This is a genomic window from Aeromonas genomosp. paramedia, from assembly GCF_023093515.1.
Taxonomy (GTDB): domain Bacteria; phylum Pseudomonadota; class Gammaproteobacteria; order Enterobacterales; family Aeromonadaceae; genus Aeromonas.
This window is the reverse complement of the sequence record NZ_JAAROG010000001.1, coordinates 285534-302668: the sequence shown is the minus strand read 5'-3', so window position 1 is coordinate 302668 and position 17135 is coordinate 285534. Positions and strand designations below refer to the sequence as shown.

General features: G+C 64.2%; 14 protein-coding genes. 3 read left to right on the top strand and 11 right to left on the bottom strand.

Annotation, left to right across the window (positions count from 1 at the left end):
* Window positions 1-13: 13 nt before the first annotated feature.
* From fbaA to HB860_RS01495, 8 genes are all read right to left on the bottom strand, one after another.
* The gene (fbaA, locus tag HB860_RS01530) at window positions 14-1093 is read right to left on the bottom strand and encodes a class II fructose-bisphosphate aldolase (protein WP_005332814.1); all 1080 of its coding nucleotides are present in this window, start codon (window positions 1091-1093) and stop codon (window positions 14-16) included.
* Between the two features lie 116 nt (window positions 1094-1209).
* Window positions 1210-2373: a phosphoglycerate kinase gene (locus HB860_RS01525; protein ID WP_202047212.1), complete on the bottom strand. Its 1164-nt coding sequence runs from the start codon at window positions 2371-2373 to the stop codon at window positions 1210-1212.
* 66 nt (window positions 2374-2439) lie between these two features.
* Window positions 2440-3450: an erythrose-4-phosphate dehydrogenase gene (gene epd, locus HB860_RS01520; RefSeq protein ID WP_139434003.1), complete on the bottom strand. Its 1011-nt coding sequence runs from the start codon at window positions 3448-3450 to the stop codon at window positions 2440-2442.
* Between the two features lie 49 nt (window positions 3451-3499).
* Complete coding sequence (locus HB860_RS01515) at window positions 3500-4429, bottom strand: ROK family protein (RefSeq protein WP_247625534.1); 930 nt, start codon at window positions 4427-4429, stop codon at window positions 3500-3502.
* 187 nt (window positions 4430-4616) lie between these two features.
* A complete protein-coding gene (gene hemE / locus HB860_RS01510) occupies window positions 4617-5684 on the bottom strand; it encodes a uroporphyrinogen decarboxylase (protein WP_247625533.1) in 1068 nt (355 codons plus the stop codon).
* Between the two features lie 136 nt (window positions 5685-5820).
* Complete coding sequence (nudC, locus tag HB860_RS01505) at window positions 5821-6603, bottom strand: NAD(+) diphosphatase (protein ID WP_247625532.1); 783 nt, start codon at window positions 6601-6603, stop codon at window positions 5821-5823.
* Window positions 6604-6772: 169 nt separating this feature from the next.
* Window positions 6773-7378: a TIGR04211 family SH3 domain-containing protein gene (locus HB860_RS01500; RefSeq protein ID WP_139433999.1), complete on the bottom strand. Its 606-nt coding sequence runs from the start codon at window positions 7376-7378 to the stop codon at window positions 6773-6775.
* 153 nt (window positions 7379-7531) lie between these two features.
* Window positions 7532-8353 (bottom strand): potassium channel family protein, encoded by an 822-nt coding sequence (locus HB860_RS01495; protein WP_247625531.1) that lies wholly within the window; start codon window positions 8351-8353, stop codon window positions 7532-7534.
* Window positions 8354-8385: 32 nt separating this feature from the next.
* Here HB860_RS01495 and HB860_RS01490 point away from each other — a divergent pair, with 32 nt between their 5' ends.
* The 3 genes from HB860_RS01490 (at window position 8386) to glnE (ending at window position 13314) form a co-directional block, all read left to right on the top strand.
* Entirely contained in the window at window positions 8386-9636 is a 1251-nt protein-coding gene (locus tag HB860_RS01490; protein WP_247625530.1) for a methyl-accepting chemotaxis protein, read from the top strand.
* 204 nt (window positions 9637-9840) lie between these two features.
* Window positions 9841-10281 (top strand): GNAT family N-acetyltransferase, encoded by a 441-nt coding sequence (locus HB860_RS01485; protein WP_247625529.1) that lies wholly within the window; start codon window positions 9841-9843, stop codon window positions 10279-10281.
* 138 nt (window positions 10282-10419) lie between these two features.
* Window positions 10420-13314, top strand: coding sequence for a bifunctional [glutamate--ammonia ligase]-adenylyl-L-tyrosine phosphorylase/[glutamate--ammonia-ligase] adenylyltransferase (gene glnE / locus HB860_RS01480; RefSeq protein ID WP_247625528.1), 2895 nt, complete (start codon window positions 10420-10422; stop codon window positions 13312-13314).
* A gap of 67 nt (window positions 13315-13381) precedes the next feature.
* On the opposite strand, the gene HB860_RS01475 is transcribed toward glnE, so the two are convergent.
* The 3 genes from HB860_RS01475 to HB860_RS01465 all read right to left on the bottom strand — a co-directional run bounded on the left by HB860_RS01475 (window position 13382) and on the right by HB860_RS01465 (window position 17049).
* Window positions 13382-14116 (bottom strand): SDR family oxidoreductase, encoded by a 735-nt coding sequence (locus HB860_RS01475; protein ID WP_247625527.1) that lies wholly within the window; start codon window positions 14114-14116, stop codon window positions 13382-13384.
* Window positions 14117-14171: 55 nt separating this feature from the next.
* Window positions 14172-14708 carry a GNAT family N-acetyltransferase gene (locus tag HB860_RS01470; RefSeq protein WP_247625526.1) on the bottom strand — a complete coding sequence of 179 codons (537 nt, stop codon included), beginning with the start codon at window positions 14706-14708 and terminating at the stop codon, window positions 14172-14174.
* 175 nt (window positions 14709-14883) lie between these two features.
* The gene (locus HB860_RS01465; protein WP_247625525.1) at window positions 14884-17049 is read right to left on the bottom strand and encodes an AsmA family protein; all 2166 of its coding nucleotides are present in this window, start codon (window positions 17047-17049) and stop codon (window positions 14884-14886) included.
* Window positions 17050-17135: the final 86 nt, after the last annotated feature.

Below are 17135 nucleotides of genomic sequence, written 5' to 3'. Positions count from 1 at the left end.
ATACGGTAACGAATTACAGTACGTTGATGGCGTTCAGGTCGGAGAAAGCTTTCTCCAGACGGGCGATCATGGAAGTCTGACCGGCACGCAGCCATACGCGCGGATCGTAGAACTTCTTGTTCGGCTTGTCGGCGCCTTCCGGGTTGCCCAGCTGGCCTTGCAGGTAGGCTTCGTTGGTCTTGTAGAAGTTCAACAGACCTTCCCAGGTAGCCCACTGGGTGTCGGTGTCGATGTTCATCTTCACGACGCCGTAGGAGATGGATTCGCGGATCTCTTCCAGGGTGGAACCTGAGCCACCGTGGAACACGAAGTCCAGGGACTTGGCAGGCAGACCGAACTTCTCGGAAACGTATTTCTGGGAAGCATCCAGGATGGACGGGGTCAGCTTGACGTTACCCGGCTTGTAAACACCGTGCACGTTGCCGAAGGAGGCAGCGATGGTGAAACGCGGGCTGATCTTGGACAGACGCTCGTAGGCGTAAGCCACGTCTTCCGGCTGGGTGTACAGGGCGGATTGATCCATGTGGCTGTTGTCCACACCGTCTTCTTCGCCACCGGTGCAACCCAGTTCCAGCTCCAGAGTCATGTTCATCTTGGCCATGCGGGTCAGGTACTCGCAGCAGATGTCGATGTTCTCTTCCAGAGACTCTTCGGACAGATCCAGCATGTGGGAGGAGAACAGCGGCTTGCCGGTCTCGGCGAAGTGCTTCTCGCCCGCTTCCAGCAGACCGTCGATCCACGGCAGCAGCTTCTTGGCGGCGTGGTCGGTGTGCAGGATGACAGGTACACCGTAAGCTTCGGCAACGGCGTGCACGTGCTTGGCACCGGAGATGGCACCGATGATGGCAGCCTGCTGGCCTTCCAGCTTCAGACCCTTGCCGGCGGTGAACACGGCACCACCGTTGGAGAACTGAACGATGACCGGGGCTTTGACCTTGGCGGCAGCTTCCAGCACGGCGTTGACGGAGTCGGTACCCACGCAGTTCACGGCAGGCAGAGCGAAGCCGTTCTCTTTAGCGATGGCGAACACTTTCTGAACGTCATCACCAGTGATCACGCCGGGTTTTACGAAGTCGAAAATTTTCTTAGACATGTTTAATCGTCCTGTTCTCGTATGCCGTTAATAAAAAATGGGGGGTTCATCATGAACCGGCACAGCGGCCACATGATAAACGAAACGGGAGGCTTTTGCCCCCCGTCCCGGGTCAATTAGGCTTTGGCGCGTTCTTCAAGAATCGCGACAGCCGGCAGTACCTTGCCTTCTACGAACTCCAGGAAGGCGCCGCCGCCGGTGGAGATGTAGGAGACCTTGTCGGCGATGCCGAACTTGTCGATGGCGGCCAGGGTGTCACCACCGCCAGCGATGGAGAAGGCCGGAGAAGCGGCGATGGCTTCGGCGATCACCTTGGTACCTTCGGCGAACTGGTCGAACTCGAACACGCCGACCGGGCCGTTCCACAGTATGGTCTTGGCGTTCATGATGATGTCGGCCAGGGCCTTGGCAGAGTCAGGGCCGATGTCGAAGATCATGTCGCCGTCGGTCACATCGCTCACGGACTTGATGGTGGCCGGGGTGGACTCGGAGAACTCGGCACCGACAACCACGTCTGTGGTCACCGGAATGTTGGTCTCGGCAGCCAGCTTCTTGGCGGTATCGATCAGGTCGTGCTCGCACAGGGACTTGCCGACGTTGTGACCGGCAGCGGCGATGAAGGTGTTGGCGATGCCACCACCGACCACCAGCTGGTCAGCGATCTTGGAGAGGGATTCCAGCACAGTCAGCTTGGTGGAGACCTTGGAGCCGCCAACGATGGCAACCATGGGGCGCTCGGGCTTCAGCATGGCCTTGCCCAGGGCGTCCAGTTCACCGGCCAGCAGGGGGCCAGCACAGGCAACAGGGGCGAACTGGGCCACACCGTAGGTAGACCCTTCGGCGCGGTGAGCAGTACCGAATGCATCCATTACAAAGACGTCACACAGGGCGGCGTATTTTTTGGCCAGCTCTTCGGTGTTCTTCTTCTCGCCTTTGTTGAAACGGCAGTTTTCCAGCACAACCAGCTCACCGGCGGCGACGTCTACGCCATCCAGGTAATCCTTGGCCAGGCGGACCGGGCAGGACAGAGCGTCTTTCAGATAGTTGACTACCGGGGCCAGGGAGAATTCTTCGTTGTATTCACCCTCGGTCGGACGACCCAGGTGGGAGGTGATCATCAGCTTGGCGCCCTTTTCCAGAGCCAGCTTGATGGTCGGCAGAGTCGCCACGATACGTGCATCGGAAGTGACCTTGCCGTCTTTTACCGGCACGTTCAGGTCAGCACGGATCAGAACGCGTTTACCCGCCAGATCCAGGTCGGTCATCTTGATAACAGACATATTCAGTCCTCTATATATTTTCAGGTAATGTTAAAAAAACAGTAACCTTGCGCCCGGTGCAGACTCTCAGCCTGCGGCCATCATGGCCCGGGTGGTATCCAGCATGCGGTTGGCGAAGCCCCATTCGTTATCGCACCACATCAACATCTTGACGAGGTTGGCATCGCTCACCCGAGTCTGGGTACCATCAATGATGCAGGAGTGTGCATCATGATTAAAGTCTACGGAGACCAGCGGCTCTTCCGTGTAGTCCAGGATACCCTGTAATGTACCTCTGGATGCCCGTTGCAGGGCTTGATTTACGTCACTAACTGTCACTTTTTTACGAACAGTAATGCTCAGATCCATGGCGGTGACGTTGATGGTCGGCACCCGCACCGCGATCGCCTCGAACTTGCCGGCGAAGTGAGGGAGGATTCGCTCCAACCCCTTTGCCAGCTTGGTATCCACCGGGATGATGGACTGGCTGGCGGCCCGGGTTCGACGCAAGTCGCTGTGATAGGCATCGATGACTTGCTGATCGTGCATGGCCGAATGAATTGTCGTAATAGTACCACAATTTATCTCGAATTCTCGATGCAATGTTTCGATGACGGGCACCACGCAGTTGGTGGTACAGGAGGCATTGGAGACGATCCGCTCCCGTCCCGTCAGCACCTGATGGTTGACCCCGTAGACTATGGTGGCATCCACGTCCGCATCCGCCGGATGGGAGAAGAGCACCTTGCCCGCCCCCGCCCCCAGATGCAGCTCGGCATCGGCCCGGGAGCCGAATACCCCGGTGCAGTCCAGCACCACATCCACCCCCAGCGCCCGCCAGGGCAGCCTGGCCGGATCCCGCTCGGCAAACAGGGCGATGAGATCCTCCCCCACCAGCATGCTGTTGCCCGCGAGTTGCACCGGGTAGCCGAAGCGACCGTGGCTGGTGTCGAAGCGGGTGAGGTGCACCATGGCCTCGGGGGCCGCCAGTTCGTTGATGGCGACTATCTTAAGCTGGTTATCGCGGCCGCTCTCGTAGAGGGCCCGCAACACGTTGCGACCGATGCGCCCGTATCCGTTGATGGCAATCTTGATCATGAAAAATCTGTGTCCTTACCTGCGACAAAGTGACGGGTCCCTGACTGGTTCACGACAGCAGGGCCTCCTGGAAGACGCCCCTGGCCAGCAGCGCGGCCCCGAACACACCGGCACTGTCTCCCAGGGCCGGGGCAATGAGGGGGGTGGCGAAGCGGGGGTTGAACAGAAATGGCAGCACAGTCTGCCGACCGACGCTGTAGAGGCTCTGCACATTGCCCACCCCGCCGCCGATGACGATGACGTCCGGATCCAGGATGTTGACCACGTTGGCCAGGGCCTGGCCGAACAGCAGATGCAGCCGGTCCATGGTGAGCTTGGCGACGTGGTCGTGAGCCGTCGCCGCCGCTATCTGGGCCAGTGACAGGTGGCGCCTGGCCTTGGCCTCATACCAGGCCTCCAGCGCCGGGCCGCTGATGAAGGTCTCGACACAGCCGCGCTTGCCGCAGTAGCACTCCGGGCCGTCGGGAGAGAGCACGTTGTGGCCCCACTCCCCGGCGATGCCGTGATGGCCGTTGAGGATCTGGCCGTTGATGACGATGCCGGAGCCCACCCCTGTGCCCATGATGATGCCGAACACTACCTTGGCATCGGGATGGTGCTGGCGCACCGCCCCCAGATGGGTTTCCGCCAGGGCGAAGCAGTTGGCGTCGTTGGCGATCGGCACAGGAATGCCGAGCCTGCGCTCCAGATCTTCCTTGAACGGCTTGCCGTTGAGCTCTGTGGTGTTGCAGTTCTTCATCAGCCCGGTCTGGGGATCCCGCGCCCCCGGGGTGCCCATGCCGAGGATGGCGGGACGCTGGCCGAGCCGCTCGGCGCACTCGTCCACCAGTTTGGCGATCTGGCCTATCATGTGCTCGTAACCGCCACGGCGCTCGGTGGGGATGCGATGGCGCAGCAGCACCTCGTCACCCTCGAGTACCACGCACTCGCACTTGGTTCCGCCAAGATCGATTCCCCAGTCCCATGCACTCTTGCCCATCCTGCCTCCTGCCATGTTCGACGACGCCCTCACCGGGTCGTCAGGAGGTGCACTCGCCCATCCTGTCCGCGACCCTGTTCAGTGGTGGTGCAGTGTAACCCGAGCGGTGACCAGGATGCAGCCCCCGCGAGGCCGGGCAGCAAAACGGGGCCCGCAGGCCCCGTTCTCATCGTGCTGTCTGCCGCGCTCAGCGACCGTGGTACTGAGCCGACAGCTCGTGCACCGCGTTCACAAACACCCCGGCGTGCTCCGGGTCCACATCCTGATGGATGCCGTGGCCCAGGTTGAAGACGTGGCCGTTGCCGCTGCCAAAGCCCGCCAATATGGTGGCGACCTCTTCGCGGATGCGCCCAGGCGCGGCGTAGAGCATGGAGGGATCCATGTTGCCCTGCAGCGCCACCTTGTCGCCGACCCGGCGCTTGGCATCCGCGATGTCAGTGGTCCAGTCCAGGCCCAGGGCGTCGCAGCCGGTGGCGGCGATCTGCTCCAGCCACTGGCCGCCGTTCTTGGTGAACAGGGTCACCGGCACGCGGCGCCCCTCATTCTCACGGATCAGGCCATCGACGATCTTGTGCATGTACTGCAGGGAGAAGTCGCGGTAATCGCGGGGGGTCAGCACGCCGCCCCAGGTGTCGAACACCATGACGGACTGGGCACCTGCCTTGATCTGGGCGTTGAGGTAGGCGATCACGCTGTCCGCCAGCTTGTCCAGCAGCAGGTGCAGGGTCTGCGGCTCTGCATACATCATCTGCTTGATCTTGGTGAACGCCTTGGAGCTGCCCCCCTCCACCATGTAGGTGGCCAGGGTCCAGGGGCTGCCGGAGAAGCCGATGAGCGGCACCTCGCCCTTGAGCTCGCGGCGAATGGTGCGCACCGCGTTCATCACGTAGCCGAGTTCGTCTTCCGGATCCGGGATGGGCAGCGCCTGCACGTCCGCCATGGAGGTGATGGGGCGCTCGAAGCGCGGACCTTCCCCGTGCTCGAAGTAGAGGCCAAGCCCCATGGCGTCGGGCACGGTCAGGATGTCGGAGAAGAGGATGGCGGCATCGAGGGGATAGCGGCGCAGGGGCTGCAGGGTGACTTCACAGGCCAGCTCGGCGTTGCGGCACAGGGACATGAAGTCCCCCGCGACGGCGCGGGTCGCCTTGTATTCCGGCAGGTAGCGGCCAGCCTGACGCATCATCCACACCGGGGTCATGTCCACATCCTGGCGCAGCAGGGCACGCAGGTATCGATCGTTCTTCAGCTCTTTCATCCCAGTTCCTGAGTTCATATCCAGCATAAAATGGCGGATATGATACCACTTTGTGCAAGGCTAAGGGCGGCACAAACGCGCCGCAGGGTCGCCGGAGTGCAAAGATGTGAGGGGGCGCAAACCAGGGCCCCGCTTTTCAGGGCCTCTCTGCCGCGAGGCTCTGCTCGATCAGCCGCCGCGCTATGGTGCCGTGGGGGGGCAGCCGTGGCAGCCGGTCCGCCTCGAAGAAACCGGCGGCCACCAGCTCGTCGTCCTGCACCTTGATCTCGCCGCTCTGGTAGTCGGCGGTGAAGCCCATCATCAGGCTGTGAGGAAACGGCCAGGGCTGGCTCGCCACATAGCGCACATTGCGCACCCGGATGCCGCTCTCCTCGAACACCTCCCGCGCCACGCACTGCTCCAGGTTCTCCCCCGCCTCCACGAAGCCCGCCAGCACGGTATACATGGGATCCTCCGCCTGATAGTGACGGCGATGGGCCGCCAGCAGGATCGCCGGGCCCTTGCGCACCGCCACTATGATGCAGGGGGAGATGCGCGGGTAGACGACATGACCATGCCGGCACACCTGTGCCCACTCCCCCGCCTTGGGGGTCATGGGGGCGCCGCATTCGCCGCAGAAGCGATGGGTGCGGCGGAAGGTAGCGAGCTGCCAGGCGCGCCCGGCGAGGCGAAAACCCTCCTCGTCCCCCGCCACCATCAGCTGGCGCAGCCCCGCCAGAGAGGCGATCTCGGCATCCGGTCCCAGATCCAGCAGATAACAAGGCAGGCCGCCCCACTCGTCGAAAGCCTCGAAATGGGCGGCGTGCAGATGGGCGGGCAGGCTGGCCTTGGGGCCCCGGGGGATCTGCCCCCGTTCATCCAGCAGGACGAGGTGATCGCCCCCCAGCACGAACCAGCGGGCCTGTTCGGTTGATGACATATGTTGAAGGCTCTTGTTGAGAAGGGTGCGCAGGGCACGGGATAGTTCGGCTCATCTTACGGCCGCAGAGGTCCCCTGGCGACCCCGACCGGGTCAGGAATCCGCCCCGGTGCGCGCCCATGAAAAAAGGTCGCCATGGCGACCTTTCTCGTTGCGACCGCCAGGGCGATCAATTCATCCAGCGCTCGCTGCTCTTGCGGCGACGAGGCAGCATGGGGAGCAGTATGCCGAGCAGTATGCCCCCCAGCACCATGGCACCACCGCGGATGAACCAGTCCATCTGCATGTCGTGCTCCTGGTTGTCATAGCTCTGGGTCAGGGCGTCGTTCTGCTCCTTGAGGCTGCTCATCTCTGTGCTCTGGCTGGCGAGCTGGGCCTTCAGGCTGGCGATCTCCTTGCTCTGCTCGGTGATCTGGCCATCCTTCTCGGCGAAACGACGCTCGTTGTCGCCATTGAGGTTCAGCAGACGGGCCTTGGCCTCATCCAGCTCTTTCTGAACCTGGGGCAGACGCTCGCGCAGGCTGATCTCCCCCTGCAGTTCGCTGTTCTTGATCCAGCCTTCACGACCACGGCCGTCCACCACCTGGGTGAAACCGGCGTCGTTGTTCACCGCCTTGACCTCCAGCGGTTCACCGGCCTTGACGCTGCCGAGGATCCGGTACTGGGTGCCAGGACCGTTGTGGATATAGGTAAAGATGTTGTCTGAGACATAACGGGTATCGGCCAGTACCTGTTGGGCACACAAGCAGATCAAGATCCCGAGAAGGGCGCGCATGGTCGATCGATTCTCTTCGTTGAATTAGGTTGCAGGCCGAATGTTAAGCCGCCAGCGGGTCAAAGGACAAGCAAAGAAAAGCGGCGCCCCCCTGACTGAGAGGCGCCTCACGGCTTCCCCCGTTTGCCACGCGACCATTCCAGACGCCGCAGGCTACTTCTGTTGCAGTGCCTTCACCTCGGCGCGCAGGGCCCTCAGCTCCTGCAGCAGTTGCGCCTGCTGCTCGCTCTGCTGGCGCCGCCACAGGGTGGTGTCGTCGTTGGTCTTGCCGGGATGGACGAACAGGCTGGCCATGAAACCGCTGAGGGCGCCAAACAGACCCACACCGAACAGGATGAGCAGGCTGGCGACGAAGCGTCCCTCCTCCGTCTTGGGCACCAGATCCCCGTAGCCCACGGTAGAGAGTGTCACCAGCGTCCACCAGAAGGCATCGTAGGGGGTCTGGATCAGGCTCCCTGGCTGGCCCGTCTCCAGCCAGTACATGACGCCGGAGCCCACCCCCAGCAGCAGGAAGAAGAGGAACAGAATGCCGGAGAGGGTTGTCTCGTTGCGCTCCCGGCGAAACATGCCCAGCAGGTCCGGCCTGTCTCGCAGCAGCTGATAGACCCGCCACAGCTGGATGAGCCGCGCCCAGCGCAGTTGCTCCACCATGGGCAGGCTGCCCGGCAGATAGAACCAGTTGGCCTTGAAGAAGGCCATGCGATCCGGGGCCCTCACCCAGCCATAGGCGAAGTGGGCGAGGAAGAAATAGCAGATCAGGCTGTCGACGTCATAGAAGAGTTGCAGGGTCTGCGGGCTCCACTCGCGGTGACCCCACCAGCGGGCACAGACCAGGCAAACGGAGATCACCGACAGAAACGCCATCAGCAGATCCATGGCGCGCAGGTGAGTTAAGTGATGTCGCATACAATTTCCTACTTTAGGCACGGTGCGAATTAATAAAAAGGAAGATAATGCCGATAGTCCTGAGGACAAAGGAAAACCGGCCATTAAGAAGGAGAAAGATTATGCAGTTAAACTCGCTGGAGAGGCGAATGAGCAACATCCGACTGGTGCCCAAAGTGGTGCTGCTCATGGTGTTCAGCACGCTGCTGCTGCTGGCCAAGCTCTGGTTCGATGCCAGCAACCTGGAAGCCACCCTGCTCGGCGAGGGCATAGATGCCACCAAGGCCAATGCCATTGCCGATCGCCTGCTCTGGACCGGTCTGATGGAGACGGCGCTGATGGGGGTCGTCTTCGTGGTGCTGCTGCTGACCGGCTCCCGTCTCATGGTCAAGCAGGTGCACTATCTGGTAGGCCTGCTGGAGCGCTTCGCCCGCAAGGATCTCAGCCACAGCGTGCTGCTCAAGTCCCGGGACGAGTTCGGTGACATCGCCAAGGCGGTCGCCCACTCCCAGGAGAACCTCAAGGAGGTGTTCGGCACCCAGCGCGCCGCCTGCAAGGAGCTCAACGACATCGCCTCCCAGGTGACGCTTTGCATGGATGAGGCCAACGAGGCGATCAACGAGGAGTTCACCCAGATAGAGCAGCTCGCCAGCGCCATGAGCCAGATGGTGGGCGCCATTCGCGAGGTGGCCAACCATGCGGAGCAGGCCTCCCACGCCACTGCCGACGCCAGCGCCCTGGCCGAGGAGGGGAGCCGCTGCGTGGCCGCCACCGTCAGCACCATAGACACCCTCTCCGGCAACATCCAGCGCTCCTCCGCCGTGGTCAACGAGGTGGAACACGGGGTCGATCGCATCGGCTCAGTGGTGGACACCATCCGCAGCATCTCGGAGCAGACCAACCTGCTGGCCCTGAACGCCGCCATCGAGGCCGCCCGCGCCGGCGAGGCGGGGCGCGGCTTCGCCGTGGTCGCCTCCGAGGTGCGCGAACTCGCGAACCGGGCCCAGGCCGCCACCGTCGAGATCCAGAAGATGATCGAGCAGTTGCAGGGCAATGCCCGCCAGGCCGTCGGCCTGATGGCCGAGAGCGTGCAGCAGGCGGACAAGGGGGTCGAGCAGGTGACCCAGGCCGGCGATCAGCTCGCCACCATAGTGCAGCGGGTACAGGGGGTGGCCGACATGAACCGCCAGATCGCCGCCGCTTCCGAGCAGCAGAGCTCGGTGGCCGAAGAGATGAACGCCAACCTGGAGCAGGTCAAGCAGGTGGTGGAAGGCTCCGTGGTGGTACTACGGGAGCTGAAAGATGCCTCCGAACTGGTGGAGCACCACAGCCAGACGCTGGACAATCATATCCAGGCCTTCAAGCTGGCCTGATGGCATCAACCTGGTACTAACAAGGGCCCCGTCAGGGGCCTTTCTTATTGCTATCACAGCAAGGTGTCGGAAAGAGAGGCGGACCACAGCCAGACGCTAGATACCCACATCCAGGCCTTCAAGCTGGCCTGAGGTCGTGATTTGAGTAAACTGGAAGGCCCCGCGAGGGGCCTTTTTCATCTCATGACACGGCAAGGAGCCAGGATGCAGCACACCCCATCCCCACTGGAGATCAGCGACGACAAGGGACGGCTCGATGTCCCGCTCATTCACCGTTTCCTGTCCGAGGAGGCCTACTGGAGCCTCGGCATTCCCCTCTCCACAGTGCAGCGGGCCATCAATCATTCCCTCTGCTTCGGCGGCTATGTCGACGGCCAGCAGGTGGCCTTCGCCCGGGTCATCACAGACCGGGCCACCTTCGGCTATCTCTCCGACGTCTTCGTGCTGCCCGAGCATCGCGGTCGCGGCCACAGCAAGGCTTTGGTCACGGCCATTGTCGATCATCCCGCCTTGCAGGGGCTGCGCCGCCTCATGCTGGCCACCTCGGATGCCCAGGGCCTCTATGCCGGTTTTGGCTTCGCGCCGCCCCTCGCCCCCGGCAGCCTGATGGAAAAGTACGACCCCGAGATCTATCGGCGCCCCTGAGCCCGCGCCGGCGGCCCATTTTCCTCGCCGGCTCATGCTTCTCTCTCCCGGGCTGTGACGCGGGCACGGGACAATGCTAGATTGGCTGCCGGTGTTTTCATTCCCTCTGCAGACCCGTTAATCACAAGGACGGCAACCGTGGCCCAGCATTCCTCTTCTCTTCCCCCATCTCCAGCATCCCTCTCCACTCTGTCCCCCCTGCTGCAGGATCAGGCCGGGCGCCAGTGGCAGCGGCTGCTGGCGCTGGTCCCCGAATATGGCAATTTGCCAGCGATGGAGCAGCAGACCCTGCTGACCCTGTTTGGCCTCTCCGATTTCGTCGCCGACTCCCTCATCAAGCAGCCCGAGCTGCTGGCGCAGACCCTGGCCGCCGGGGATCTGGCGCTGTCCGAGCGCTGGCCCGCCTACGAGGGCGATCTGGCGGCCCTGCTCGCCGAAGTCCATGACGAGGAGGCGCTCAAGCGCGTGCTGCGCCAATTCAGGCGCAGCCGCATGCTGGTGATCGCCTGGCGCGAGCTGCTGGGGGAGTCAGAGGTCGAAGAGAGCTTTGTCCATCTCACCAGGCTCGCGGACGCGCTGATCTGCGGCGCCCGGGACTGGCTCTACGCCAGGCAATGTGCCGAGCTCGGCACCCCCATGGACGGCAACGGCGACCCCCAGCCCCTGCTCATCCTCGGCATGGGCAAGCTGGGTGGCGGCGAGCTGAATTTCTCCTCGGACATCGACCTCATCTTCACCTTCCCCGACAACGGCTACACGGTCGGCGGGCGGCGGGAGCTCGCGAACCAGCAGTTCTTCATCAAGCTGGGGCAGCGCCTGATCAACGCCCTGCACCAGCCCACCCAGGATGGTCAGGTATTTCGGGTCGACATGCGGCTGCGTCCTTTCGGCGAGGCGGGGCCGCTCGCCATCTCGTTTGCCGCCATGGAGGACTACTACCAGCACCATGGCCGCAACTGGGAGCGCTACGCCATGGTCAAGGCGCGGGTGCTGGGGCCCCAGTGCGAACACGCCCAGGCCCTCACCGAGCTGCTGCGCCCCTTCGTGTTCCGCCGCTACATCGACTTCGGCGTCATCGACGGCCTGCGTCAGATGAAGGCGATGATAGCCGCCGAGGTGCGCCGCAAGGGGCTGGAGGGCAATATCAAGCTGGGGGCCGGCGGCATCCGCGAGGTGGAGTTCATCGCCCAGGCGCTGCAGCTCATTCGTGGCGGCCGCGAGCCCGCCCTGCGGGTGCGCCACCTGCCCGAGGCCCTGGCGGCCATAGCACAGAGCGGTGCCCTCGACGAGGAGCGCTGCGCGCGCCTGCTCCAGGCCTATCGCTTCCTGCGCCGGGTGGAGAACATCTTGCAGGAGATCGGCGATCAGCAGACCCAGACCCTGCCCACCGAGGAGCGGGATCGCCAGCGACTGATCGCCGCCACCGGGTTCGCAGACTGGGAGCGCTTCATGACGCACCTCGACGAGGAGATGGCCATAGTCCATCAGGAGTTCGTCGCCGTGGTGGGGGAAGAGAAGGAGGCCCCCGCCCACCTGGAGCAGCTCTGGCTCGACTTGTGGCGCACCGAGCTCGATGCCGCCGAGCTGGAGAAGCTGCTCACTACCCAGGGGGTGGGCGATCCGGTTCCGCTCTGCGCCGCCCTGCTGCGCTTCAAGGAGGAGTACAAGCGCCGCCAGGTCGGGCCCCAGGGGCGCATCGCCCTGGACTGGCTGATGCCCGAGCTGCTGCGACTTGTGGTGGCGAGCCGTGAGCCCGCCCGCCTGTTCGAGCGGGTCTGCACCCTGCTGACCCGCATCTTCACCCGCAGCGCCTATCTGCAGCTGCTGGCGGAGAACCCCGCCGCCCTGCGCCAGCTGGTGCGCCTGTGCGACGAGAGCAACCTGGTGAGCGAGCAGCTCGCCCGCTACCCCATCTTGCTGGACGAGCTGCTGGATCCCCAGCACCTCTACCACCCCACCCCGCTGGATCAGTACAAGCCCCAGCTGCGCCAGTTCCTGCTGCGCATCCCCGAGGAGGACGTGGAGCAGCAGATGGAGGCGCTGCGCCAGTTCAAGCAGGTGCAGCTGCTGCGCATCGTCGCCGCCGACATCGCCGGCGCCCTGCCGCTGATGAAGGTGAGCGACCACCTCACCTGGCTGGCGGAGGCCATCACCGAAGAGGTGGTCAATCAGGCCTGGACCCAGATGAGCGAGCGCTACGGCGTGCCCCCCGAGGTGGCGCTGAGCGGCCAGCGCGGTTTTGCGGTGGTGGCCTACGGCAAGCTAGGCGGCATCGAGCTCGGCTACGGCTCGGATCTCGACCTGGTGTTCCTGCACGGCGGCGACCCCAACAGTTACACCGACGGGCGCAAGCCCATCGACAGCCGCCAGTTCTACCTGCGCCTGGCCCAGCGGATCCTGCACCTGTTCAGCACCCGCACCCCCTCCGGCATCCTCTACGAGATCGACATGCGGCTGCGCCCCTCCGGCGACGCCGGCCTGCTGGTCTCCTCCCTCGCCGCCTATGAGCAGTACCAGCAGCAGGAAGCCTGGACCTGGGAGCATCAGGCCCTGGTACGGGCGCGCCCCATCTATGGCGATGATGCCGTGGTCGCCGAATTTGCCCGCATCCGCCGCGACGTGCTGGCCAAGGATCGCGACCTGCCAACCCTGGCCCGCGAGGTGCGGGAGATGCGCCACAAGATGCGGGATCACCTGCTCAAGGCCGGCGAGGGGGAGTTCGATCTCAAGCAGTCCCCCGGCGGCATGGTGGACATCGAGTTCATCGCCCAGTACCTGGTGCTGGCCCACGCCTGCGGCGAGCCCGAGGCCCTGACCCGCTGGTCGGACAACGTGCGCATCTTCGACGAGTGCGTGATGGCGGGGGTATTGACCCTGGAGCAGGCGGAGGGGCTCAAGCACGCCTATCTGGAGATCCGCAACCTTGGCCATCGTCTCAACCTCTCCGAGGTTTCCCGCAAGGTGGGGGACGATCAGCTGCTGACCGAGCGGGGCCATGTGCTGGCGGTCTGGCAACAGCTGCTGGGGGAGTAAGGCTCTCGCCGCATCGACAACAAGGGGCGCCATGGCGCCCCTTGTTGTACCCACCCTCGGGTCAGGATCAGCGCCCGCCAGCCACGTCGATAAAGGTGCCGGTGGCGTAGGAGGCCTCGTCCGACAGCAGCCAGGCGATGGCGGCGGCCACCTCCACCGGCTGACCGCCCCGTTGCAGCGGAATATTGCCCTTGATCCTGTCCACCCGGCCGGGTTCGCCGCCGTCCCCGTGCATCTCGGTATAGATAAAGCCCGGGCGCACCCCGTTGACCCGGATCCCCTGGGCCGCCACCTCCAGGGACAAGCCCCTGGTCAGCACGTCTATGGCCCCCTTGGAGGCGGCGTAGTCCACATACTCCCCGGGGGAGCCCAGGCGCGCGGCGGCGGAGGAGACGTTGACGATGGCGCCCCCGCTCGTCATGCGGCGCACCGCCTCCCGGCAGCAGAGAAAATAGCCGGTCACATTGGTGGTCAGGGTCTTGTTGATGCGCTCGGCGCTCATCTCCAGCACCTTCATCTGGGGCTGGAGTATGCCCGCGTTGTTCACCAGATGGGTGATCACCCCGAGCCGGGCGTCCATCTCCTCGAACAGGCGCACCACCTCGGCCTCTACCCCGACATCCGCCTGCACGGCTATGCAGGAGACCGGATACCGGGCCCGGATCTCGGCCACCAGCGCCTCGGCACTGGCCTTGTCATGACGATAGTTGAGGCACAGATGATAGCCCTGCCCCGCCAGATAACGGGCCGTCGCCGCCCCTATCCCCCTGCTGCCACCTGTGATCAGCACCCGTTTGTGCATGGACCCTCCTGGTCGTGTCGCGGATTGAACTACTGCGAGATGGATGGCGGCCGCGTCAGGCCGGGCCGTGATCCATCACGGTCTCCACCAGCACCTGGTTGAAACGCCGGTACCCCTGCTCATCGAGCGGGGCCGGATAGCTAAGCACCCGCAGCGCATGGCCTTGATGATCCGGCTGATAGGGCGGGTGCACATGGTCATGATCGCTCAGGCAAAAACCCAACCCCTGATAGAAGCGCAGCCGGCGAATGGCGATCTCGTCCTCTGGCGGATCTATCTCCAGGATGACGGGGCGCCCGGCCTCCCGGCAGAATGTCGCCAGCAGGCGGGAGCCGTGGTTCTGGCCGCGCAGGGCCGGGTTGATGGCCAGATGCTCGATGTAGATCTGCTCGCCGCAGTCCCACCAGAAGATAAAGCCGAGCAGCTGCTCGCCCTGATAAAAGAGCTGGCAGTGAAAGCGGGAGTCTCCCATCTTGAGCTGCTGATGCTGCGGCTGGCGCTGTTCGTAGCGGGGAAAGCTGCTGCCGTAGATCTGCCAGACCAGCGGCCAGTCCGGATGGGATATCTCTCTTGCGATTTCACTGCGACTCATTCATCTGCTCCTTGGTAAAACCACAGTGATACCATCTTTGTCCGGCCCAAACACCCCTCTCTTTCACTACCGGCGCAGGCGGCGTCGAGTCCCGCCTCCTTGCCCGAGCGCAGAGCAACACGCACAGAGCCCGCACTGGGCGGGCTCTGCATGGCGATAACACGAAAGGTCCAGGCTATTTGAACAGGCCCTTGAGCAGCTGATCCGCCACCCCCTTGATCTGCTCGTCGTCGCCCTTGTCTCCCAGCAACTTCTTGAGGCCGCGCTCGGCCTCCTTGCGGGCCTTCTCCTCCAGCACCTTGTTGTTGCCGAGCAGCTCCTTCACGTCGAGCCGGTAGCTGGGTGACTGCCAGTGGCCGCCGATGCGCACCGGTATGGTGACGTCCTTGAGCTCGTCCACGCTCTTGCCCCCCTGCCCCTTGCTGCTCTCCACCACTGAGGTGAGGAACAGGAAGTCGAGGGTCTCGGGCACCAGGGCTGTCTGACCCTGGCCCTTCACCCGCAGGGCGGGGGCGAGCAGCTGGATGTCGTCGCTGCGCGCCACGCCATTGGCGATCCGGAAGCTGGCGGTCAGGGCGCTGAAGTCGGTCTTGCGCGCCTCCTTCACCTGATCCGCCCCCTTGCCGGTCAGGGTGGCCCGCGCCTCGCGGATCATCTCGGCCAGGTTGATGCCGTGCAGGGCACCGTCCCTCAGCCTGAGGCTCGCCTTGCCCTGCATCTGGCTGCGCAGGGCCTGCTCGGAGAGGCCTGTGCCCTGCACCTGCACCTCGAGATCTCCCTTGCCTTCCAGTCGATCGTTCTGGGCCAGGGTCTGCAGCAGGGGGCGAATATCCACCCCCTGTATCCGCTTGTGCACCTGATAGCGGGCCGGCTGCTGACGGGCATCGAGCACGCCGCTCGCCGTCACCTGACCACCGGCCACCCCGGCGCTGAACTGCTTGAGCGTTAGCTGCCCACCGGCCAGGACGAGCTGCAGGTCGACGGCGCCGAGATCCAGCCCCTTCACCCTCAGGCTGCCCAGTTGCAGCCGGCCGGCCAGGTCCACCGCCTTGAGGGCGGCGAGATCGGGCTCCATGGTGGAGAGCGCCCTGGTGGCGGGAGCCGCGGCCTGCGCCTTTGTTCCGGCCGGTGCAGCCGCCCCCGAGGTGGCCGCAGCGGGCGCCGCCTTGTCTGGCTGACCCAGCCAGCCGTCGAGGTCGAGTTTTTCCCCCTTGAGGTCGAACTCCACCCTGGGCACGGCCCCCAGATGCACAGTGCCGTTGCCGCTGAGCAGGGCGTCATCGGCCCCCATCACCAGGTTGCTCAGGGTGACGCTCTGCTTGTCGAGCTCCGCGCGGGCAAAGCCCGCCAGCTTGAGGTTCATCTGCGGGCGCGGCAGGGCATCGCCGCTGAGCTTGGCGGCCAGCACGGCATCCGACACCTCCAGCAGTTGCCGTTTCTCGTCGAGCCGCGCCTTGAGGGTCCCCTCCAGGGTACCGGCCAGGGTCGGCTTGTCCGCCTCCCCCTGGGTGCCGCTCAGGTTAAGGGTCAGGCTGCTCCACTGCCCCAGCGCCAGCCGATCGGCCTTGAGGGTGAAGGCATCGAGCCGCTGCGATGGCTGGCTCAGGCTGCCGCTGAGGCTGAGATCCTTGAGCTCGCTCTTCATTGCCTCCTGGGCCGGTTTGAGCTGGGCCTCTCCCTTGAGATCAAACCCCAGATCCCCCTGCGCCCCCTTGGCGGCCAGGGTCACCGGCACCCACTCCCCCGGGGTCAACTGTCCCAGATCGAGATCCAGCCGGTCGAGACGGGAGACGGCGCCGCTGCGATCGTCCCGCACCAGGGCGCTGGCCTCGACCAATGCCACCCCTTGCAGGCTGATCTGCCAGGGTTGGTCTTCACTGGCGGCAGGGGCGGCGGGCTGGCCATCGCCGGCAGGGGATTGAGCGCCATCGCCCTTGTCGGCGGTGACAGTCTTGACCAGACCGCTCAGGTTGGAGCTGCCGTCGGCCCTGGTCTGGATAAAGAGATGGGCGCCGCTCAGGGTCACCTTGCCAATCTCCAGCCGATGGGAGAGCAGCGGCAGCAGGGCGACAGAGGCGTCACCCTGCGCGAAGCGCAGCAGGTCCGGCTCGGCAAAGCCCGCGGGGTTGCGAAGCTGCACCTTCTCGAGAGAGAGGCCGAGGCTCGGCCAGAAGCGCCAGCCGATATCCCCTTCCATCACCAGCTCGCGGCCCGTGCTCTTGCGCACCTGCTCCGCCAGCTGGGGCTTGAACTGATTGGGGTCAACCAGAGACACCAGGGCGGCGATGGCCACCACGGCCGCCAGCGCCAACCCCAGCAGTATGTAGATGATCTTCTTCACGACGAACTCCTCAATGCAGATCCTGTGGCTGACTATACCACCGGGGGCGCGGCGCAGGCTGTACCGGCCCCAAAACGGGCAAATGG